Genomic DNA, 22,159 nt, shown 5'->3' on the forward strand with positions numbered 1-22,159 from the left:
CGGGATTAGGTAAAGTCGTGGCCTGAAAAAAAACCAGGCCACGCAGGAACACGGACGATGAGCCACCCCTCACAATTCACCTTGCTGCGCACACGGCGCTTTCTGCCGTTCTTCATTACCCAATTACTGGGTGCCTTCAACGACAACATCTTCAAGCAATCGCTGATCCTGGCGATTCTCTACAAGTTGAGCATCGACGGTGACCGCGCCATCTGGGTCAACCTGTGCGCCTTGTTGTTTATCCTGCCGTTCTTCCTGTTCTCGGCGCTGGCCGGGCAGTTTGGCGAGAAATTCAACAAGGACGCGTTGATCCGCGCGATCAAGGTCGGCGAGATCGTGATCATGGCCGTCGGCGCCACCGGCTTTTTGTTCAATCATCTGGAACTGATGCTGCTGGCGTTGTTTGCCATGGGCACCCATTCCGCGCTGTTCGGCCCGGTGAAGTACTCGATCATGCCTCAGGCCCTGCGTGAGGATGAGCTGGTGGGCGGCAACGGCCTGGTGGAAATGGGCACGTTCCTGGCGATCCTCGCTGGCACCATCGGCGCCGGGATCATGATGTCGTCCGCCCATTACGCGCCGGTGGTGGCGGTGGCGATTGTCGGCGTAGCGCTGCTGGGTTACCTGGCCAGCCGCGGCATTCCGCGGGCGGCGGCGTCTTCGCCGCAACTGCGGCTGGACTGGAACATCTTCAGCCAGTCCTGGGCCACCTTGCGCCTGGGCCTGGGGCAGACCCCGGCGGTGTCGCGCTCGATCGTCGGCAACTCGTGGTTCTGGTTTGTCGGCGCGATCTACCTGACGCAGATCCCGGCCTACGCCAAGGAATGGTTGTACGGCGACGAAACCGTGGTGACCCTGATCCTCACGGTGTTCTCGGTGGGCATCGCGCTGGGCTCGATGCTCTGCGAAAAACTCTCCGGGCGTAAAGTGGAAATCGGCCTGGTGCCGTTTGGCTCCTTCGGCCTGACGGTGTTCGGCCTGCTGCTGTGGTGGCATTCCGGCGGGATGCCGCAGAACGTGCAGGCCAACGACTGGCTGGCGGTGCTCGGGTACGGCCAGGCCTGGTGGGTGTTGTTCGATATCCTCGGCCTGGGTGTGTTCGGCGGCTTCTATATCGTGCCGTTGTACGCACTGATCCAGTCGCGCACCGCCGAGAACGAACGGGCGCGGGTGATCGCCGCCAACAACATCCTCAACGCGCTGTTCATGGTGGTCTCGGCGATTGTGTCGATCCTGCTGCTGAGCGTGGCCAAGCTGTCGATCCCCGAGCTGTTCCTGGTGGTGTCGCTGCTCAACGTGGCGGTCAACGCCTACATCTTCAAGATCGTCCCCGAGTTCACCATGCGTTTCATGATCTGGCTGCTCAGCCATTCCATGTACCGCGTCGAGCATCGCAACCTGGAACTGATCCCGGACGAAGGCGCGGCCTTGCTGGTGTGCAACCACGTCTCGTTCGTCGATGCGCTGTTGATTGGTGGCGCGGTGCGTCGGCCGATTCGCTTTGTCATGTACTACAAGATCTACCGCTTGCCGGTGCTCAACTTCATCTTTCGCACCGCCGGGACGATTCCGATTGCCGGGCGTAATGAAGACATCCAGATCTACGAAAAAGCCTTCACACGAATTGCGCAGTACCTGAAGGACGGCGAGTTGGTGTGCATCTTCCCGGAAGGCAAGTTGACCAGTGATGGCGAGATGAACGAGTTCCGCGGTGGTGTGACGCGCATTCTGGAAGAGACGCCGGTGCCGGTGATTCCATTGGCGTTGCAGGGCTTGTGGGGGAGTTTTTTCAGCCGCGACCCTAACAAGGGCTTCTTTCATCGCATTTGGTCGCGCGTGACACTGGTGGTCGGCCAGCCGGTAACGGCGCAGGCAGCGACACCGTCGCACTTGCAGGGTTTGGTCGGGGAACTGCGGGGGGCGGTGAAGTAGCGAGCCGGGTTTACTCGGCATGCGTGCTGCTGGCGAGCGGTGTGGCGCCAGGATGTTCCGGCGTGACGCGGCTCCTTCATGCCCAGTCCGGTAATTTTTCACTCTATTGGAGGAACGTTTTCGGTCAGCACGCCACAGAGTTATCGTCTTCCTCTGCGTATGACGGGAGCTAACGATGGACTCAACTTCTACTTCTGCTTCTGCTGCTTCACCGCAGCCGCAGCTGGCTTACTCCGGCGAAGATCAAAAAGCCAACTCGGCCTATCGCGCGGCGAGTGATCCCGTCAGACAGGCCGCCCATGCGGCTCCGATCACTGCCAATGTGCCGTTTATGTACAACAATACTCATGGGCCATCCAGGGTGGAGATTGGTTCAGTCGAGGCTGGCCCGGTGACTTATGGCAGTGACTCCGATCTCCAGCGGCGTGCAAGGCAATCTGATGCTGCGCCGGCCGATTCATACTTCCAGAGCGCGCCCAGTCGTGAACAGGTTCGCGCCAAGGCTGAGGGCCGGCAAGGCAGTATTGATTTTGGCGGCCCTTCATCACCCTCTGCGCCGACCAAGGTCGACCCGAGTCGGGGATACCATGATGGCAATGTCAGCATTACTCGCGAACGTGGCACCTCGTCTCGTGCACAACGGAACCATGAGACCCTTCGCATCAAAACCGGCAATGGTGATGATTCTATCCATATCGAAGAAAGCCGGGACGGTGGGCTCCTCGCGCAGATCAATGGGAAATCCTACGACATTCAACATCATGAAAATCCCGCAATCAAACAGGGCGTTGTGGTCGAAACCGGCGGGGGGAATGATGGCGTCAGCATCGGTTACGGGGGGAGTCGGGAAACGTTTATCTATGCCGGCGCGGGTAACGATACGGTTTACGCCGGGTCGGGCAAGACGAATGTGTTCGGCGGGGAGGGTTCTGACGTGATTAACCTGGGCAGCGGTGAAAGCTACGCCGAAGGTAATGATGGAAATGACTTTATCACCGGGGGCAGTGGCAATGCTGTGATTTACGGTGGCAAAGGCAGCGATGAATTGCGTGCAGGCGGAGGGCCAGATACCAAAACCAACTACGTGGATGGCGGGGAGGATAACGATCTGATTTATGGCGGAAGGGGGCACAACATTCTGCATGGCGGACCGGGCGATGACCATATCGTCGGGGGAGACAGCAATGCTATTTATACCGGGAGGGGGCGGGATACTGTCCAGACAACCAATGAAAATGATCGTGTCTTCGGACGGCGAGGGGTCGACGATCTGAGCCAGCTCCGTTCCCAGTCAGGCTTTCGGGAAGTCGCCCCCCTTGACGTCGGTCATCGCGGGATCAAAGTCGAAGGAAGCCCGGAGTTCCGCCAGCGTGTAAATGATGACCTTGAGTTTCTCAGAGGTTCGCCGGTGGGGCAGAGGGTGCTTGCAAAAATCGATTCGCTTGAAGCGCCTGTCAAGATCCGACAAGGGGCCGATGGTAGTTTCTATGACTACAGTGATCCAGGTCTCGGAGTTACGCGCAGCGATGAAGGCCGCCGTGCTGATTATGGCGACGGTTTTGTCAAAGACGGCGTTGCGGGCATACCTGCAACAGATCCGGTCCTGACGTATCAACCTAACTTCATTGTTCCGGGGGACCAACGGCCTCCGATCGTTGTTCTGCAACATGAGCTCGCCCATGCGATCAATTTTGGTGAAGGCTCTGCGCTGACAGGTACGACTTTTTCAGGCTCCAGAATGGTGGGCTACGATTCAAATGGCCGACCCCGGTTCATGCCGGTGTACGAGGATAATTTTGAGCGCCAGGCGGTCGGACTCTTCACCAGCCACGCCCCCTATAAATTCGACCCGAATCTGCCGGCCTCCACCTACAACGTCTGGCCCTTCACCGAAAACGCGCTGCTCTACGAGTTTGGTTTGCCATTACGCCAGCGCTATACGTAACCATGCGTCGATCGTTGCTGCGGGGGGAATTATGTAGGTGGGGGGCGAGACTGCGTGCCGGCAGAGGCTACGCGCTGATCTTGAGCCCCACCAACCCGGCGATGATCAACGCCACACTGGCCAGCCGGAACAGCGCCATGGATTCCCCGAACAGGATAATCCCGGCGATCACCGTGCCCACTGCACCCACGCCGGTCCAGATGGCGTAGGCGGTGCCCAGCGGCAATTCCTTCATGGCCAGCCCCAGCAGGCCGAGGCTGATGGCCATGGCGGCAATCGTCAGGGCGGTGGGCAGCGGCTTGCTAAAGCCGTCGGTGTATTTCAAGCCGACGGCCCAGCCGACTTCGAACAGCCCGGCGAAAACCAGAATGATCCAGGACATGATGACCTCCCTCTATAAAAGCGGGGTCGTCCCCTGATGTGTACGCGATAGCGTCGTGGGGTCGTCCCCGCGGCGTTCGGTAGAGTGCCGAAGATTGATCAAACGATCAAGTTTTCGCAGTGGCTTCCAGGGTGCGGCGGTCTTCCTTTTCGCTCATGCGGCGGAAGTACGTCGACAGCAGCGCCCCGGAAATATTGTGCCAGACACTGAACAGCGCACTCGGCACTGCGGCCAGCGGCGAAAAATGCGCGCTGGCCAGCGCGGCACCCAGCCCGGAGTTCTGCATGCCCACTTCCAATGCCAGCGACTTGCGTTGCGCCAACGGCAGCTTGAACAGGCGGCCGGTGAAATAGCCCAGCACGTAACCGAAGCTGTTGTGCAGCATCACCACGGCCATGATCAGCAGGCCCGACTCGGCGATCTTGGCCTGGCTGGCGGCCACCACGGCGGCGACGATGATCACGATGCTCACCACCGATACCAGCGGCAGCACCTCCACCGCATGGCGGACCCGCTCGCCGAGCACACGTTGCGCCACCACGCCAAGCACGATCGGCAACAGCACCACTTGCAGGATCGACCAGAATAATTCCATGAACGACACCGGCAGCCAGGCCGAAGCCAGCAGCCAGATCAGCGCCGGGGTCAGCAGTGGCGCGAGGAGGGTGGTGACGGCGGCGATCGCCACCGACAACGCCAGGTCGCCACGGGCCAGCCAGGTCATCACGTTGGACGAGGTGCCGCTTGGGCAGCAGCCGACGAGGATCACGCCGACGGCGATTTCGGGCGGCAGGTTGAAGGCCCGGCACAGCAACCAGGCCACGCCCGGCATGATCACAAAGTGCGCGACCACGCCCAGGGCCACACGCCACGGATGGCGGGCGACTTCGGCGAAGTCTTCGAGTTTGAGGGTCAGCCCCATGCCGAACATCACCAGGCCCAGCAGCGGGACGATGGCGCTTTTCAAGCCGATGAACCAGCCGGGTTCGACGAAGGCCAGCACGGCAAAGATCAACACCCAGTAGGCGAAGGTATTGCCGACGAAGCGACTCAAGGCGGCGAGTGCGCGCATGGGGAAGTCCTTATTATTAGGTGTACGGAAAAACCATTGTAGGAGCGAGCTTGCTCGCGAAAATCGTCAACGATGACGCGGGCATTTTGAATGCACGCGGCGCGCTCAGGTTTTTCGCGAGCAAGCTCGCTCCTACAGTAAGGCGATAGTGCGCTTAGATACCCTGTGGGGTCTCTTCGCCGCCCAGTGCTTCGATCAGCGCCGGCAGGAATTCGCCGAAGGTCAGCATCATCAGGGTAAAGCTGGCATCCAGTTGGCCCAGGGCTTCGTCGCCACCGTCCTGTTCGGCCTGGTCCTGCAGCAGGTCTTCGAACTTCAGGCGCTTGACGGTCATCTTGTCGTCGAGCATGAAGGACAGCTTGTCCTGCCAGGCCAGCGACAGTTGGGTCACCACTTTGCCGGTGCTCAGGTGCAGCTGGATTTCTTCGCTGGTCAGGTCCTGGCGCTTGCAGCGCACGATGCCGCCGTCTTCGTGGGTGTCGCGCAGTTCGCATTCGTCGAGGACGAAGAAGTCATCGGCCGGTTTCTGGGTGGTGACCCAGTCGGTCATGATCGCGGTTGGCGCGGTTTTCACGGTGAGTGGGCGCACCGGCAGGGTGCCGATCACTTCACGCAGGGTCGACAGCAGGTCTTCGGCGCGTTTCGGGCTGGCCGAGTTGACCAGGATCAGACCCTGTTTCGGCGCGATCGCGGCGAAGGTCGACGAGCGACGGATAAACGCGCGCGGCAGGAAGGCCTGGATGATTTCATCCTTGATCTGGTCCCGCTCCTTTTTATAGACCTTGCGCATTTGCTCGGCTTCGATCTCTTCGACTTTCTCTTTCAGTGCATCACGCACCACGCTACCCGGCAGGATGCGTTCTTCCTTGCGCGCAGCGATCAGCAGGAAGTCACCGCTGACGTGGACCAGGGGAGCGTCTTCACCTTTACCGAAAGGCGCGACGAAACCGTAAGTGGTCAACTCCTGGCTTGCACAAGGGCGCGCCAGTTTGGTGGCCATTGCAGTTTCCAACGCCTCGGCATCAACAGGCAGATCTTGGGTCAGGCGATAGATAAGCAGGTTCTTGAACCACATGGGGTGAGTCTCTCCTTTATACAAAGGGGGGCATTATTGTCTTGATAGCGGCTGAGGCCAACCCTGCCTAAGCCATTGGAAGGGCTGAAAAAAAAGATTTAAGAAAGTGCTTGCCAGACCTTGGGTCGCTCCGTAGAATGCGCGCCACACCGAAACGAAGGGTGATTAGCTCAGCTGGGAGAGCATCTGCCTTACAAGCAGAGGGTCGGCGGTTCGATCCCGTCATCACCCACCATTCGCTTCAAGTGTTACGCGCAGCGGTAGTTCAGTCGGTTAGAATACCGGCCTGTCACGCCGGGGGTCGCGGGTTCGAGTCCCGTCCGCTGCGCCATATTCGGTAACCTGGAACGCTGAACGCCAGGTCACCACAGAAAGCCCGCTCATCGAGCGGGCTTTTTTGTGCCCGGGATTCGGCGCCCTGGCGACGCCGCCCAACCTGCGTTCGCTGTGTGGAGAGATCGATCGGCGGTACACTTTCGCGGGTAATCTTCCGAACCAGCTTACTTCTCGCGCTTTTTCACGCGCGGCAGGGGACACCTCGAAGGCGGCAACATACGGTGAATATCGATACCCGCATCAAATTCCGCCATCTGGTGTGCTTTCTCGAAGTGGCGCGCCAGGGCAGCCTGGCGCGCGCCTCGGAAAAATTGGCGATCAGCCAGCCGGCGCTGTCCAAGACCCTCAAAGAACTCGAAACCCTGCTGACCGCCACTTTATTCGTGCGCAGCAAAAGTGGCGCGGCGTTGACTGAAGCCGGAGTGGCTTTTTTGCGTTATGCCGGGCCGAGCGTACAAGCGCTGCGGGAAGGGGTGAATAGCCTGCGTGCCGGCGAGCACGAACCCTTCACCGCCAGGCTCGGCGTGCTGTCCACCGTGGAAAGTTTGCTGGTGCCCGAGGTCGTCTGTCGTTTGCATGCCCGACATCCCGCGTTGGTCGTGAGCGTGGTGACCGGGCCGAGCGCGTACCTGTTGTCGCAATTGCGTGTAGGGGAGTTGGACCTGGTGGTCGGACGCATGACCGATAGCCCGCAGATCCTGGGGCTGATGTTCGAGCATCTGTACAGCGAATCCATGACCCTGGTGGTGCGTAACGGCCATCCGCTATTGGCTGACCCGCAGGCGCATGAACATATCGAAAATTATCCGCTGGTGTTGCCGCTGGCGGGGACGACGATCCGCAAATACGCCGACAGCCTGTTTGTGCAGCACGGCATCAGCCCGCCGCGCCAGCGTCTGGAAACCCTGTCGTTGATCTTGAGTCGGCGTTATGTGCAGGGCAGTCAGGCGATCTGGGTCGCGCCTTTTGATGCGGTCAGGCAGGACCTGAATCGAGGTGATCTGTTTGAGTTGGAGCTGGGTATTCGTGAACCCGGTGGTTCTGTGGGGCTGTGCAGCAATCCCTCGCTGACGCTGTCCATGGCGGCTCAATGGTGCGTGGAGGTGTTGCGCGAGGTGGGCGCGGAATATCGCGAAGGCAGCTATCCATAACCATTTGGATATGGATAGGGTCGGTTTTTTCAGTGTTGGAGGACGCCTGATCAGGCGAGACTGGGGCGGTGATTGCCGGTTACCCAGCGTTCACCCCTGATTTTCATCCATAACAAAAAGGAAACCGACATGTCTGATGCGGACAACAGCCGTTTCGTCATTCGTGATCGTAATTGGCACCCCAAAGCCCTGACGCCTGACTACAAAACCTCGATCCTGCGTTCCCCGCGTCAAGCCTTGGTGAGCATTCCCCTATCCCGCTCGGAAACCAGCGGCCCGGACTTTTCCCACCTGAAGATGGGGCAGCACGATAACGATCTGCTGCTGAACTTCAACCACGGGGGCTTGCCCATCGGCGAGCGCATCATCGTCGCCGGTCGGATCTGTGACCAGTACGGTAAGCCGATTCCCCATACCCTGGTGGAAATGTGGCAAGCCAATGCCGGTGGTCGCTATCGGCACAAGAAAGACAGCTATCTGGCCCCCATCGACCCTAACTTCGGTGGCGTCGGCCGTGCCTTGACCGACCGCGACGGCAACTACAGTTTCCGCACGGTCAAGCCCGGCCCGTATCCGTGGCGCAATGGTCCCAACGACTGGCGTCCGGCGCATATTCACTTCTCCATCAGTGGCCCGTCGATTGCCACGCGATTGATCACCCAGCTGTATTTCGAAGGTGACCCGCTCATCCCGATGTGCCCGATCGTCAAGTCGATCGCCAATCCGGATGCGGTGCAGAGCCTGATCGCAAGGCTTGATATGAGCATGGCCAATCCCATGGATTGCCTGGCTTATCGCTTTGATATCGTTCTGCGCGGTCAGCGCAAGACCCACTTCGAAAACCGTTGAGGAGGCACGTCCATGCCCGTTGAACTTCTGCCTGAAACCCCGTCGCAAACCGCCGGTCCTTACGTGCATATCGGCCTGGCGCTGGAGGCGGCAGGCAACCCGCCCCGCGAGCAGGAAATCTGGAACGAAATGGCCAAGCCTGGTGCGCCGGGGGAGCACATCCTGTTACTGGGCCATGTCTATGACGGCAACGGTCACCTGATCCGCGATGCGTTCCTGGAATGTTGGCAGGCTGACCACGAAGGCGTTTACGACAGCGACTACAACCTGGAAAAGCCCTTCAACGGTTTTGGCCGCACGGCGACCACGGATACTGGCGAGTGGCAGATCCATACCGTCAAGCCGGGCACCGTGAAGAACGCTGCAGGTGTGCCGATGGCGCCGCACGTCAATGTTTCGCTGTTCGCGCGGGGCATCAATATTCACTTGCAGACCCGGGTGTACTTCGACGACGAAGCCCAGGCCAATGCGGTCGATCCGGTGCTGAATCTGATCGAGCAGCCTCAACGTCGGGAGACGCTGGTCGCCAAGCGTTGCACGGTTGATGGCAAGTTGGCTTATCGTTTTGATATCCGCATACAGGGCGAAGAAGAAACAGTGTTCTTCGACTTCTGACGGAGGGGGGGCACGGCAAGCCCGCTCATTGAGCGGGCTTTTTGCGGTCTGGGCTTTGGAAAACCCGGTGCGGGGTGACCTGATAACGGGCCATCGGGTAAACGCAATAGCGCCGCGTTTGGCCCAGAAGAAGCCCGTTTTTACCGGGGCGCGCCGCTCATTGGAAAATATTTAAAATAAATTGCATTTAAATCAACACATTGCGGATTTTTCGTATATGATGCGGCCCACACCGAAAGTGAAGGGTGATTAGCTCAGCTGGGAGAGCATCTGCCTTACAAGCAGAGGGTCGGCGGTTCGATCCCGTCATCACCCACCATTCGCTTCAAGTGTTACGCGCAGCGGTAGTTCAGTCGGTTAGAATACCGGCCTGTCACGCCGGGGGTCGCGGGTTCGAGTCCCGTCCGCTGCGCCATATTCGGTAACCTGGAACGCTGAACGCCAGGTCACCACAGAAAGCCCGCTCATCGAGCGGGCTTTTTTTGTGCCTGCCATTCAGCTCGGCGCTCCCTGTGCGGCCTCGGCGTGGAGGGGCGCGATGGGGCGTCGACCGAGGAAAATCAACACCGCCGCCGCCGTCAGCAGGGTGAAGCCCGCCAGCAGTTGCAACAAGTTGTTGAAGCCGGCGATATAGGCCGTGCGCAACACCGCCACGGGCAGGCTCGCACTGGCGTGCTGCACATTGCCCATGACCAGGCTCTGCGCAATGACGGAAACGTCCAGCGCCGTGTGCTGCGGCAGATGACGCGCAACCAGGGCGCTCAACACCGCCAGGGTGACCGCCAGCGCCACGCCCTCACTGGCCACGCGTGTGGTATTGAAAATCCCCGCCGCCATACCCGCACGTTCTTTGGGAACCACGCTGATCGCCAGCCCGTCCATCAAGCCCCATGGCAACCCGGTGCCGATGCCGATGATCAGCATCGCGACCACTGTCTGCCACGGCTGGCCGACCTGAACCAGGCTCAGCGCATACAAGCCCGCCGCCGCGATCAGCAGGCCAATGGCGCACAGCACGCCCGCCGACAGCCAGCGCGTGAGCGTCGCCGCGAGCATCGGCACCCCCAGCATGGGCGCCGACAGTGCGAGCATCATCAAGCCTGCCTCGGACGCGCCGTGGCCTTCGACGCCGATAAAGCGCAGCGGCAGCAACACGATCAGGACGATGTAGCAGTAACAGGTGCCGATCGGCAGCAGTTGCACGCCAAGGAAGCGCGCAAAGCGAAACAGCTGCAGGTCGAGCATCGGGTGGCGGACGCGATGTTCAACGAGGATAAACACCAGCAGCAACACGGCGGCCGCCGCCAGCAGGTACCGTGTGCTCGCCGCGCCCCAACCCTGTTCCGGCGCGAGGATGACCGCTGTGGTCAAGCTCACCAGCATGGCCGAAAACGTCAGCACGCCGGCCGTGTCCAGGCGCAGTGCCCGGGGATCGCGGCTTTCCCGCAGGGTCGGCGCGGCGAGCATGAGCGAGAGGCCTGCCAGCACGGCCGTGCCGAGGAAAATCGCGCGCCAGCCCCACTGTTCGATCAGCAGCCCCGACAACAGCGGGCCAAACGCCAGCCCCGCGCCGAAGGTGGTGCCCAGCAGGCTGAAGGCGCGCGTGCGCGCATGCCCGTCAAATTCCTGGGCCAGCGCCGCACAACCGCTGGCCAGCGCGATGGCCGCCGCGACGCCCTGCAGTGCGCGCAAGGCATCCAGCCAGAGCATGCCCGGTGCCACCGTCAGCCACAGGGAGGCGCCAGTAAACAGTGCCATGCCCCATAAAAACAGGCGCTTGCGCCCATAGCGGTCGGCGAGGGTGCCGGCGGCCATCAACAAGCTGCCGAAGCTGAGCATGAACGCGTTGGTGATCCACGCCAGTTGCGTGGGGTGGGCGGCGAATGTCTGGCCGATAAATGGCGTGGCGACAGCGCCGCCGGTAAAGCTCATGGGCAACACCAACGCCGCCAGGCAAATCGCGGCCAGGATGGCATGGCGGCCCGGGGCGGGCAGGGTCTCGGTGGTGGTGTGCATGGGGGGGCATTCCGGCTGTTTTATGAAGACAAAGACTCTAGACAGGATGCAATCGTCGATAAACAGCCTTACATTCCACTCATAACGGACTGAATGGATGTAATGGCGTGACGGATAATCTCAGCGGCGTGATCGCCTTCGTCAAAACGGCAGAAGCCCTCAGCTTCGTGGGGGCAGCGCGGGCACTGGGGGTTTCCGCCTCGGCGGTGGGCAAGAATGTCGCCAAACTCGAAGCCTCGCTGAATGTGCGCCTGCTGCACCGCAGCACGCGCAAAGTCGGCCTGACCGCCGAAGGTCAATTGTTCTACGAGCGCTGTCGGAAAATTCTCGACGACCTGCACGACGCCCGCGCCATGCTTTCCCATGCCATACAAGCGCCCCGTGGCAAATTGCGCGTCAGCCTGCCGACCATCGGCTACCGCTTTCTCTTTCCGCATATGCTCGCGTTCAGGCAGACCTACCCGGAGATCGAGCTGGAACTGGATTTCAACGACCACCTGGTGGATGTGATCGAGGAGGGCTTCGACGTGGTGATCCGCAGCGGCGGCCTGGCCGATTCGAGCTTGATGGCCCGCAAGCTGGGGCCGTTCAGGTTTGTGCTGTGTGCATCGCCCGCGTATCTGCGCGAGCACGGGCGGCCGGCAACCCTCGCCGATCTTGAGCGCCACCCATGCCTGCGTTATCGGTTTGCCACCACCGGCAAGATCATGGACTGGACGTTGTCCGCCAACCCCGCGATCACGGCGTTGCGCCTGCCCACGGCGCTGACGTTGAACAATATGGAAGCCATGCTCAGCGCCGCCGTCGACGGCCACGGCATTGCCTACGTGCCGGACTTTCTCGCCCGCGAAGCGCTCGCCCAAGGGCAGTTGGACACCGTGTTGGAGGGCCACTGCGAGGACGAGGGCCAGTTCTGGGCGTTGTGGCCGTCCAGTCGCCATCTCTCGCCGAAAATCCGCGTGTTCGTGGACTTCGCCGCCGCGCGCCTGTTCACAACCCGACCAACCGGTAGCCCACCTGCAACTCGGTAATGAAGTACTGCGGCTGCGCCGGGTCGGCCTCGAGTTTTTGCCGCAAATGCGCCATGTGTACACGTAGGTAGTGGGCGCGGTCGACGTAGTCCAGGCCCCACACGTCCAGCAGCAGTTGCCGGTGAGTCAGCACCCGGCTCTGGCCGCGAATCATTGCGCAGAGCAAGCGGTACTCGATGGGCGTCAGGTGGACCGGCTGGCCCGAGCGCGACACTTCATGGGTGGCCAGGTCGACCTCGATCTCGCCGAACGCCACCTTGCTGGTCGCCACCACGCTGCCGGTCTGCCCATGCCGGCGCAGTTGGGCGCGGATGCGTGCGAGCAGTTCGGGCACGCCGAACGGCTTGGTCAGGTAGTCATCGGCGCCGGCGTCCAGGGCGGCGACTTTTTCTTCTTCGCGGTCACGCGCCGACAGCACCAGGATCGGCACCGCCAGCCAGCCGCGCAGTTCGCTGATCAGTTGTTTGCCATCGCCGTCCGGCAGGCCGAGGTCGACGATCACCAGGTCCGGCTGACGGCTGGCGGCATGGATCAGCGCGCGTTTGACGCTGTCGGCCTCGAACACCTGAAAACCTTCATCTTGCAGGGCAATGCCGACAAAGCGGCGGATGTTGGCCTCGTCTTCAACAATCAGAATGCGTGCAGTGCTCATAAGGGGTCCATGACGGGCGGGGTGCCCGCCGGTAGCGTGATGATGAAATGCATGCCGCACGCGCGGCCGGGGTTGGCGTCGATGCGCCCGCCGTGGGCCTCGACGATGCGTTTGGCCAGCGCCAGGCCCAGGCCGATGCCGGCGACGGACGATTCCTGCTGGCCGCGGGTGAAGGGTTCGAACAGATTCGCCGGCGCATGGCCGGGGCCGGTGTCGCTGACCTCCAGCACAATGCCCTCGCCGACCTGGCTCGCGGCCACGCGGATAGCGGTGCCCGGCGGGGTGTACTTGGCGGCGTTGTCCAGCAGGTTGACCAGCACCCGCTCGATCAGCAGCGCGTCGACTTCAACCAGCGGCAAGTGCGCGTCGAGCGTGGTGTGGACAGGGTGCCGCGCCAACGGTTCGCGCAATTGGCGCAGGGCGCTGCCGACGATTTCTTCCAGCGAGTGCCATTGGCGGTTCAGGCGCACGCCGCGTTCTTGCATGCGTGCCATGTCCAGCAGGTTTTCGATCAGGCGCTGCATGGACGTGGCTTGTTCGTGGATGCCGTGCAGCAGATCGGTCAGCGGCCCCGGCGGGGCGTGGGGCAGGGCGGTGTCGGCGGCGCCGATCAGCGTGGTCAAGGGCGTGCGCAGGTCGTGGGAAATCGCCGCGAGCAGGGTGTTGCGCATTTTCTCGCCTTCCATCTGCACCAGGGTGCTTTGCGCCACCTCGACGAAATGCACGCGCTCCAGGGCAATCGCCAGCTGGCTCATGCAGGCTTCGAGCAGGCGGCGTTCCTGTGGGTCGTTCAGGCGCTCGCTCTGCGCCAGTTCCAGCACCAGCACGCCGCGCACGCGCATCGGCGCTTTGAGCGGCAAGTAGCAGCCCTTGGCCGCCGACAGGGTGTCGGTGCCGTGGCCGGCGGGGTGGCCGTGGTCGTAAGCCCATTGGGCGATGCTGTCGTCGATCGGTAGCCCGCCCGCGCTGACGCTGTGTACGCCATCGGCGGCATCCGGCAGGGCCAGGCCGACCCGGGCTTCGAAGACGCCGCTGAAGGTGCGCAGCGCGACTTCGCTGATGTGCTCCACGGTCAGCGCGGCCGACAGGTCGCGGGCCAGGCGCGCCAGGGAGGTTGCGCGGCGTTCGCGCGCGGCAGCGGTGCGCGCTTCGTGGCGCAGGCGCGCGGTGAGTTGGCCGGTGATCAGGGCGATGCCGAGCATCAACGCAAAGGTGAAGAAATATTGGGTGTCGTTGACGGTGAATGAATAGCGCGGCTGTACGAAAAAGAAGTCGAAACACAGCACCGCGAGCATCGCGGCCCACACGCCGGGGCCGCGTCCATAGCGCAGCGCCACCAACACGACGGTGAGCAAAAACAGCATGACCACGTTGGCCAGGTCGAACACCTGCAAGAGCAGGGCGGCGCCGGCGCTGGCGGCGAAACAGGCGAGGCTGGCCCAGAGGTAGGCCAGTCGAGTGCCGGGCAGCGCCGCGGGTTTTTCGTGCACGACGGGCTTGCCCGGCAGCAGGCCGTGGGCAATCACGATCTGATCGATTTGCGGGTGATGGCGGCTGATCCGGTCGCTGACCGACTGATGCCAGAACCGCCACCGGCGGCGCGGATGATGGCCGAGCACCAGGCGATTGGCATTGTGCTCGCGGGCGCAGGCGACCAGGGCTTCGGCGACGTCCATGCCCGGCAGTGTGGCCGTGTCGGCGCCGAATTCGCCGGCCAGGGCCAGGGTCTTCATCGCGCTCAGGTAGCGCTGGGCGCCGCGTCCCTGGGCCGACGCGACGTGGACCACAATCCAGTCCGCTTCCAGCTTCTGCGCCAGGCGCGCCGCTTCACGCACCAGGCGTTCATCGCCAGCGTCACCGGCCACGCCGACCAGCAGCCGTTCGCGGGCCGGCCACAGGGCCTTGATCGACTGTTCGCGGCGGTACACGCGCATTTGCGTGTCGACCCGGTCGGCCGTGCGCCGCAGTGCCAGTTCGCGCAGCGCCAGCAGGTTGCCCTTGCGGAAAAAATGTTGCGACGCACGCGACGCCGCCGGGCCCAGGTACACTTTGCCGTCCTTGAGGCGTTGCAACAGATCGTCCGGCGGCAGGTCGATCACCACCACGTCGTGGGCGTTATCGAACACATGGTCGGGCACGGTTTCGCGCACGCGGATGCCGATGATCCCGCTGACCAGGTCATTCAGGCTTTCCAGGTGCTGCACGTTGAGGGTGGTCCAGACATCGATGCCGGCGCTGAGCAGCTCTTCCACGTCTTGCCAGCGTTTGGGGTGGCGCGAGCCGGGCACGTTGCTATGGGCCAGTTCATCCACCAACACCACGGCGGGATGGCGGCGCAGGGCGGCGTCGAGGTCGAATTCGCTGAGCGCGAACTCGCCATGCTGCAGCGCGGCGCGGGGCAGTTGTTCCAGGCCATGGAGCCACTCGGCGGTTTCCGCGCGGCCATGGGTTTCCACCACCCCGGCCAGTACGTCGCGGCCCAGGGCGACTTCGCGTTGCGCCGCGGCGAGCATGGCGCAGGTCTTGCCCACCCCGGCGTTGGAGCCGAAGTAGATACGCAATTTGCCGCGCAAGGCGGCCTGTTCTTCTTGTTGTACCCGCGCCAGCAGGGCGTCGGGGTCGGGGCGTGCATCGTTTAAGGCGGGCATATTCTTCCTCTAGTTGTCTGTAGGAGCGAGCTTGCTCGCGAAAAACCTGAGGGTGCCGTTGGGTGTCAGGTTTCCCGCGTTATCGTTAACGCCCTTCGCGAGCAAGCTCGCTCCTACAGTGGATGGGGCGCTATACGAGGCCCAACCCCGTCAGCAGCAGGTCGATCAGCTTGATCCCGGCAAACGGCACCAGCACCCCGCCCAGGCCGTAGATCAGCAGGTTGCGGTTGAGCAACGCCGCCGCGCCGATCGAGCGGTAGGTCACACCGCGCAGGGCCAGGGGAATCAGCGCGACAATGATCAGCGCGTTGAAAATCACCGCGCTGAGAATCGCCGAGTTGGGGCTGGCCAGGTGCATCACATTCAATGCGCCGAGCTGTGGATAGGTCGCGACAAATGCCGCCGGGATGATTGCAAAGTACTTCGCCACGTCATTCGCCACGCTGAAGGTGGTGAGGGCGCCGCGGGTCATCAGCATCTGTTTGCCGACCTCGACCACTTCGATCAGCTTGGTCGGGTTGCTGTCGAGGTCGACCATGTTGCCGGCCTCTTTGGCGGCTTGGGTGCCGCTGTTCATCGCCACCGCCACGTCGGCCTGGGCCAGCGCCGGCGCATCGTTGGTGCCGTCGCCGGTCATCGCCACGAGCTTGCCCTGGGCCTGGTAGTCGCGGATCAATTGCAGCTTGTCTTCCGGGCGGGCTTCGGCGAGGAAGTCATCCACGCCGGCCTCCACCGCAATGGCGGCAGCGGTCAGGCGGTTGTCGCCGGTGATCATCACGGTCTTGATGCCCATGCGCCGCAACTCGGCGAAGCGTTCCTTGATGCCGCCCTTGACCACGTCCTTGAGTTCGACCACGCCCAGCGCCTTGGCACCGTCGCTGACCACCAGCGGCGTGCTGCCACGCCGCGCGACTTCATCGACCTTGGCCTGCAAGCTTGTCGGAAAACTGCCGCCCAACGCCTCGATATGGCTGCGAATCGCGTCCGCCGCACCTTTGCGAATCGCCCGGCCTTCGGGCAGGTCGACCCCGCTCATGCGGGTTTGCGCGGTGAAGTGGACAAAGCTGGCGCCCAACTGGTGAATGTCCCGCGCGCGAATGTCGAACTTCTGTTTGGCCAGTACCACGATGCTGCGGCCTTCCGGGGTTTCATCGGCCAGGGACGCCAGTTGCGCGGCGTCCGCCAACTCGGCCTCTTTTATCCCCGGCGCCGGCAAAAAGCTGCTGGCCTGACGGTTGCCCAGGGTGATGGTGCCGGTTTTGTCCAGCAGCAACACGTCGATGTCGCCCGCCGCTTCGACTGCCCGCCCGGAAGTGGCGATGACATTGGCCGACATCATCCGGCTCATGCCCGCCACGCCGATGGCCGAGAGCAGGCCGCCGATGGTGGTGGGGATCAGGCACACCAGCAAGGCCACCAGCACCGTGGCGCTGACCACGCTGCCGCTGCCGCTCATGACCACGGCGAAGATCGAGTAAGGGCTCAGCGTGGCGATCACCAGCAGAAACAACAGGGTCAGGCCCACCAGCAGGATGGTCAGCGCCACTTCGTTCGGGGTCTTCTGGCGCTTGGCCGATTCGACCATCGAGATCATGCGGTCCAGAAACGACTCGCCGGGGTTGACGCTGATACGCACCACCAGCCAGTCCGACAGCACACGGGTGCCGCCGGTGACCGAGGAAAAGTCGCCGCCGGCCTCGCGAATCACCGGTGCCGATTCGCCAGTGATCGCGCTTTCGTCCACCGACGCCACGCCTTCAATCACGATGCCGTCCAGCGGCACCAGGTCGCCGGCTTCGATCAGCACCACCTGATCTTTGCGCAGCAGCGTCGCTTCCGTTGGCAGCCACGCCGCGCCGTGCTTGGGCTGTTGCAGCAACTTGGCCAGGGTCTGGCGTTTCATGCCGCGCAGGCTCGCGGCCTGGGCGCGGCTGCGTCCTTCGGCCAGGGCCTCGGCGAAGTTGGCGAACAGCACGGTGAACCACAGCCACAAGGTGATGCTGAGGATAAAGCCGCTGGGCGCTTCACCCTGGCCGCCCAGGGACTGGAACCACAACAGGGTGGTGAGGATGCTGCCCAGGTAGACCACGAACATCACCGGGTTTTTCCATTGCGCCTGGGGCTGCAGTTTCTTCAGCGCATCCCCACACGCGGTGAGGACGATGGCGCGATCAAACAGAGGTAAACGAGCATTCTTCATGAGGGAAATCTCTTACTCACTGGCCGCAATAGGGGGCTGACGCGATGGCAGGAGGGCGTCCAGCGCAAGGTTGAGTTGCAGCACATTGACCCGTGGTTCGCCGAGCAGGCCGAGGGTGCGCGCGCTGGTGTATTGGTTGACCAGTTGCAGCAGCTCGGCTTCGGGGATCTGCCGCAGGCGCGCCACCCGTGGCAGTTGCAGCCGCGCATTGGCCAGCGAGATATGCGGATCGAGGCCTGAAGCGGAAGCGGTGACTGCGTCCACCGGAACCAGGGCATCGGCGGCCAGGCCGTTGTCCTGGCGATAGGCGTGGGCGCGTGCGGCCACCTGGTCCAGCAGCTTCTGGCTGGTCGGCCCCAGGTTGCTGGCGCCGCTGGAGCCGGCGTTGTATGGCTGCGACACGCTTTTGCTCGGGTCTTGCGGGTCGGCGCCGAGGGTCATGCTCGGGCGCCCGTGAAAGTACTCCGGCCGGGTGAAGTGCTGACCGATCAGGGCCGAGCCCATGACCAGGCCGTCGCGTTCAATCAGCGAGCCGCGGGCCTGGAACGGGAACACCAGTTGGGCGGTCACGGTGGTGAGCGCCGGGTAGGCGAACCCCGTCAACAGCATGAAAAACACCGCCGAAACCAGCACCGGGCGCAACAGCCCTTTGAATATCGATTGAGTCGTCATCCACGTGTCCTCAGTTGTACGTCTGGCCGGACAGCAACTGCAGTTGCTCCACCAGCGGGCCGAGCGCGAGCGCCGGCAAAAAGGTCAGGCCACCGACCACCAGCACCACGAACACCACCAGCAACATGAACAGCGGGGTCGCAGTGGGAATGGTGCCGGCACCGGCAGGCACGGTTTTCTTCATTGCCAGGGAACCCGCCACGGCGAGCATCGGCAGCATGGTGAAGAAGCGCCCGATCAACATCGCCAGGCCGATGGTGGTGTTGAAAAACGGCGTGTTCGCGTTCAAGCCGGCGAAGGCCGAGCCGTTGTTGGCGGTGCCGGAGGTATAGGCGTAGAGCACCTCGCTGAAACCGTGGGGGCCGAGGTTGTTCAGGCTGGCCAGGGTGTCGGGCCACAGGGCGGCGAGGGCGGTGAAGCCGAGGATGCTGATGGGGTGCGCGAGCACCGAGAGCATCACCAGTTTCATCTCCCGCGCCTCGATTTTCTTGCCGAGGAACTCGGGGCTGCGGCCGATCATCATGCCCACCAGGAACACCGTCAGCAGGGCGTACTGGATCAGGTTGATAAAGCCCACGCCGTCGCCGCCGAACACGCAGTTGAGCATCATCTGCGCCAAGGGCACGAAACCGCCCATGGGGGTCAGCGAGTCGTGCATGGTGTTGACCGAACCGGTGGTCGCGGCGGTGGTGGTGGCGATGAACAGGCTGCTGTCGGCGATGCCGAAGCGCAGTTCCTTGCCTTCCATGTTGCCGCCGCTTTGTTCCAGCGACAGGCTCTGGTTGGCGCCGGCCTGGGTCAGCAGCGGGTTGCCGTTTTGCTCGGCGCCGTAGACCAGGGCGAGGAAGCCGATGAACATCACCAGGAAGGTGCCGAAAAACACCCAGCCCTGACGACGCTGCACCAGCATGCTGCCAAAGGTGTAGGTCAATGCCGACGGGATCAGCAACATGCTGAGGATGTGTAGGATGTTGGTCAGCGGCGTCGGGTTTTCGAACGGGTGCGCCGCGTTCATGCTGAAGAAACCGCCGCCGTTGGTGCCGATGTGCTTGATCGATTCAAAGCTGGCCACCGCGCCGACAATCAACTGCTGCTGCGCGCCTTCCAGCGTGGTGACCAGCGCCTGGGAAGCGAAGGTCTGCGGCATGCCCTGCCAGACATACACCAGCGCCATGCCCAGGCACAGCGGCAGCATTACGCGGTAGAGCGTGCGGGTGAAGTCGACCCAGAAGTTGCCGAGGTCGCCCGAGCTGGAGCGGCTCAAGCCGCGAATGAAACCGGCCGCCGCGACCACGCCGGAGGTGGCGCCGACGCACATCAGAAAGGTGATGACCGCCATCTGGCTGAAGTTCGACAGGCTCGTCTCGCCCGAGTACGCCTGCCAGTTGGTGTTGGTAATAAAGGACACCGTGGTGTTGAACGCCAGGTCCGGCGTTTGCGCGGCCAGCCCCAGCGGGTTGATCGGCATCACCGCCTGCAGGCGCAGGACCAGATAGCCCAGCAGCATCATCGCCGCGTTCGACAGCAACAGCGCCGAACCGTAGCGGGCCCAGCCCATGTTTTCCTGCGGGTCGATACCCAGCAGGCGATAGGTACAACGTTCCGGCCAGGCATGGTAAGTCCCGGTGAACACCCGGGTCAGCCATTTGCCCATCAGTACCGCGAGTCCCGTCATCAACCCCAGGACCAGCGCAAATTCCAGCAGCGTGCTTAACATGTCGTGGCTCCGTTCAAATCTTGCCCATGGCGACAATGGCCATGGCAGTCGCAACAAAAAACACCAGGGAGAGGCCAATAAACATCAGGTCGTACATGGCGAACTCCCTAGAATTTTTCTGCGCGAATAAGTGCGTAGCCCAAGTAAGCGAACAGCCCCACGGCGCATAAGCCGCTGGCGATATAAATGAACGTGAGTGTGAGCACGGTGTAACTCCCCTGAATGAATAAGCCGCAATGGCGGACGCGGGGAGGTTAATCGCTGGGGTATCAAGCCCAGGCACTGATTAGCGGCGGCGGTATTAAGACGGTATAGAGACGAAGTTATGCGAGGCGAACGAAAAAAAGGGATAGCCCGCCGCCCGGGTATCCCTTGAAAAACTGGGGTTCTGCTGATGTTGACGCGCTGTTTATTTGGCTTTCTTTTTCTTCTCGCTGCGCGTGGCGAGGTGCTCGAAGCAAAACGCGGCGGTGCCGAAGAGTGCAATCATTGAGAGGACGACCATGCCTAAAGTTGAACTTTCCACGATGACTTCCTACGGATGTTTGGGGGTAGGAAGTGACGGTAGAACGTTCGCGCTTAGTGACTCAATAGAGGCGACGTAATCGTTATGGCGAATTGGCAATCTATACGCATTCTTTACGAAAAGTAGAACGACACAACATCTGCTTATTGTAATGAGATCTAAATGTGGGAGGCAGCAAGCCCCCTCCCACACAGCCCCAACCTTACAAATTGCGGCTATGCCGATAGTCGCTGACGGCTTCGTACACCGCTTTACGCAACCGGTTGATCCCGCCGATGGGGCGATGCGCCTCCAGCCCGAACCACGGGTTGAACGACTGGTTGTCGCACGCCAGGTTCAGCGCCGGCGTGTCGAAATCCTGGGCGGGGATCGTCACCTTGGCCACGGTTTCATAGGGCGCATCGCTTTCCTTCCATTCGATGCTGGTGTCTTCGATCGGCATGAACTTCTGCGGGTTCTGCCGCTGGATCTGCAACACGAAACACGCCGGTACGCGGTCGGTGGACAGTTGCTGGTTCAGCGCACTGCGCAGGAAGTTCGGCAGGTCCTGGTTCTGTTTGGGCGGCACGTAATCCGGGCAGCTTTGCGGGTCGGGTGCGACGCGGAACTTGGCGTTGGCCGCGCCGAACTTGTAGGGCGAGACGGAAAAGTACGTGGTCTGGGTCGGGCTGGCTGGCGCGGGGGCCAGGGTCGCCAGGGCGATGAACAGGTGGCGTACCTGCCAACTGCGCGGGTCGAGCTTGGGAAAAAATGCCAGGACCTTCTTGCCGTCTGCTTGGGCCCCGATGTTCTGCGCGTATTCGGCCACGTCGCTGACAAAGAAGTTCGGGTGGCTGAACATCACGAAGTCCTGCTCGGCCCGCGCTTGCTGGTCGGCGAGCAGCTGTTTGCCCGGCACGTCGAGCAGCTTGATGGCCATGCCGCGCGCATCGCGGATGCTGTCGAATTGCGGGTAGGCGTTGCCGTTGGACAGTCGCATCATGGCGTGCCAGGTCTTGCCCGGTTCGGCGAACACACCTTGGCGTAACGCCGGATCGAGGTCGGCCAGCACACTGACTTCGGCCTTCACGCAACCGTGGGCCTTGGCGTGGGCGTCGCGCAGGTAGCGCGTGCCTTCGCGGTGTTGGTCAACGATACGCACTGCCGTCTGGATAATGCCTTGGGTCATTGCCGCTTCACCGGACGGGATCTGCTCATCCGGCGACACCGGACCGCTGTACTGCCAGGCGTACCAGGCGGTGGCGGCCAGCCAGCCGAGCAGGCCAAGGGCCAGCAGCCATGCCAGGGTTTTGCCGAGCACGGCGCCGAGGCGCAGCCACAGGCGCGCGAGCATGGACGGT

At 62.3% G+C, this 22,159-nt stretch carries 17 protein-coding genes and 4 tRNA genes; 10 read left to right on the plus strand and 11 right to left on the minus strand.

Annotated elements, in window-relative coordinates; translation table 11 throughout:
* The first annotated feature begins 57 nt into the window (after positions 1–57).
* Both C8K66_RS05875 and C8K66_RS05880 read left to right on the plus strand, forming a co-directional pair.
* Positions 58–1,932, plus strand: a complete 1,875-nt coding sequence (locus tag C8K66_RS05875) for an MFS transporter (protein WP_108524442.1) — start codon at positions 58–60, stop codon at positions 1,930–1,932.
* Positions 1,933–2,107: 175 nt separating this feature from the next.
* Entirely contained in the window at positions 2,108–3,877 is a 1,770-nt protein-coding gene (locus tag C8K66_RS05880) for a M91 family zinc metallopeptidase (protein ID WP_108524443.1), read from the plus strand.
* Between the two features lie 67 nt (positions 3,878–3,944).
* Here the strand turns inward: C8K66_RS05880 and sugE are convergent, their stop codons facing one another.
* From sugE to rdgC, 3 genes are all read right to left on the minus strand, one after another.
* On the minus strand, positions 3,945–4,259 hold the full coding sequence (gene sugE / locus C8K66_RS05885) for a quaternary ammonium compound efflux SMR transporter SugE (protein ID WP_017846842.1): 315 nt from the start codon (positions 4,257–4,259) through the stop codon (positions 3,945–3,947).
* A 106-nt stretch (positions 4,260–4,365) separates the two neighbouring features.
* Positions 4,366–5,331: a bile acid:sodium symporter family protein gene (locus tag C8K66_RS05890; protein WP_017846843.1), complete on the minus strand. Its 966-nt coding sequence runs from the start codon at positions 5,329–5,331 to the stop codon at positions 4,366–4,368.
* Positions 5,332–5,485: 154 nt separating this feature from the next.
* Entirely contained in the window at positions 5,486–6,406 is a 921-nt protein-coding gene (gene rdgC / locus C8K66_RS05895) for a recombination-associated protein RdgC (protein ID WP_108524444.1), read from the minus strand.
* Positions 6,407–6,565: 159 nt separating this feature from the next.
* Between rdgC and C8K66_RS05900 the strand changes: the two genes are divergently transcribed.
* The 7 genes from C8K66_RS05900 to C8K66_RS05930 all read left to right on the plus strand — a co-directional run bounded on the left by C8K66_RS05900 (position 6,566) and on the right by C8K66_RS05930 (position 9,772).
* Positions 6,566–6,641: transfer RNA gene (locus tag C8K66_RS05900), tRNA-Val, on the plus strand.
* Between the two features lie 19 nt (positions 6,642–6,660).
* Positions 6,661–6,737 (plus strand) — tRNA-Asp (locus C8K66_RS05905).
* Positions 6,738–6,963: 226 nt separating this feature from the next.
* Positions 6,964–7,893 (plus strand): pca operon transcription factor PcaQ, encoded by a 930-nt coding sequence (gene pcaQ, locus C8K66_RS05910; protein WP_108524445.1) that lies wholly within the window; start codon positions 6,964–6,966, stop codon positions 7,891–7,893.
* A 129-nt stretch (positions 7,894–8,022) separates the two neighbouring features.
* On the plus strand, positions 8,023–8,742 hold the full coding sequence (pcaH, locus tag C8K66_RS05915) for a protocatechuate 3,4-dioxygenase subunit beta (RefSeq protein ID WP_079443212.1): 720 nt from the start codon (positions 8,023–8,025) through the stop codon (positions 8,740–8,742).
* A gap of 12 nt (positions 8,743–8,754) precedes the next feature.
* Complete coding sequence (pcaG, locus tag C8K66_RS05920; RefSeq protein ID WP_057005844.1) at positions 8,755–9,357, plus strand: protocatechuate 3,4-dioxygenase subunit alpha; 603 nt, start codon at positions 8,755–8,757, stop codon at positions 9,355–9,357.
* A 243-nt stretch (positions 9,358–9,600) separates the two neighbouring features.
* Positions 9,601–9,676 (plus strand) — tRNA-Val (locus C8K66_RS05925).
* A gap of 19 nt (positions 9,677–9,695) precedes the next feature.
* Positions 9,696–9,772, plus strand: a tRNA-Asp gene (locus tag C8K66_RS05930).
* Positions 9,773–9,852: 80 nt separating this feature from the next.
* Here the strand turns inward: C8K66_RS05930 and C8K66_RS05935 are convergent.
* Positions 9,853–11,373: an MFS transporter gene (locus C8K66_RS05935; RefSeq protein WP_108524446.1), complete on the minus strand. Its 1,521-nt coding sequence runs from the start codon at positions 11,371–11,373 to the stop codon at positions 9,853–9,855.
* 107 nt (positions 11,374–11,480) lie between these two features.
* Here C8K66_RS05935 and C8K66_RS05940 point away from each other — a divergent pair, with 107 nt between their 5' ends.
* Entirely contained in the window at positions 11,481–12,404 is a 924-nt protein-coding gene (locus C8K66_RS05940) for a LysR family transcriptional regulator (RefSeq protein ID WP_046384153.1), read from the plus strand.
* Here C8K66_RS05940 and C8K66_RS05945 read toward each other — a convergent pair.
* From C8K66_RS05945 to C8K66_RS05975, 7 genes are all read right to left on the minus strand, one after another.
* A complete protein-coding gene (locus C8K66_RS05945) occupies positions 12,364–13,056 on the minus strand; it encodes a response regulator (protein WP_046384152.1) in 693 nt (230 codons plus the stop codon). The two genes, C8K66_RS05940 and C8K66_RS05945, sit on opposite strands and share 41 nt — an antisense overlap.
* Positions 13,053–15,704, minus strand: coding sequence for a sensor histidine kinase KdpD (locus C8K66_RS05950; protein ID WP_046384151.1), 2,652 nt, complete (start codon positions 15,702–15,704; stop codon positions 13,053–13,055). Before C8K66_RS05950 ends, C8K66_RS05945 begins: the two co-directional genes overlap by 4 nt.
* Positions 15,705–15,834: 130 nt before the next feature.
* Positions 15,835–17,904: a potassium-transporting ATPase subunit KdpB gene (kdpB, locus tag C8K66_RS05955; protein ID WP_108524447.1), complete on the minus strand. Its 2,070-nt coding sequence runs from the start codon at positions 17,902–17,904 to the stop codon at positions 15,835–15,837.
* Between the two features lie 12 nt (positions 17,905–17,916).
* Positions 17,917–18,576, minus strand: a complete 660-nt coding sequence (gene kdpC, locus C8K66_RS05960) for a K(+)-transporting ATPase subunit C (protein WP_108524448.1) — start codon at positions 18,574–18,576, stop codon at positions 17,917–17,919.
* A gap of 10 nt (positions 18,577–18,586) precedes the next feature.
* Complete coding sequence (gene kdpA, locus C8K66_RS05965; RefSeq protein ID WP_046384148.1) at positions 18,587–20,293, minus strand: potassium-transporting ATPase subunit KdpA; 1,707 nt, start codon at positions 20,291–20,293, stop codon at positions 18,587–18,589.
* A gap of 107 nt (positions 20,294–20,400) precedes the next feature.
* Positions 20,401–20,499: a K(+)-transporting ATPase subunit F gene (gene kdpF / locus C8K66_RS05970; RefSeq protein ID WP_074851717.1), complete on the minus strand. Its 99-nt coding sequence runs from the start codon at positions 20,497–20,499 to the stop codon at positions 20,401–20,403.
* 522 nt (positions 20,500–21,021) lie between these two features.
* Entirely contained in the window at positions 21,022–22,152 is a 1,131-nt protein-coding gene (locus C8K66_RS05975; RefSeq protein ID WP_371920074.1) for a catalase family protein, read from the minus strand.
* Between the last annotated feature and the right edge of the window lie 7 nt (positions 22,153–22,159).

The organism is Pseudomonas sp. GV105 (assembly GCF_003058185.1).
GTDB classification, from domain to species: Bacteria; Pseudomonadota; Gammaproteobacteria; order Pseudomonadales; family Pseudomonadaceae; genus Aquipseudomonas; species Aquipseudomonas veronii.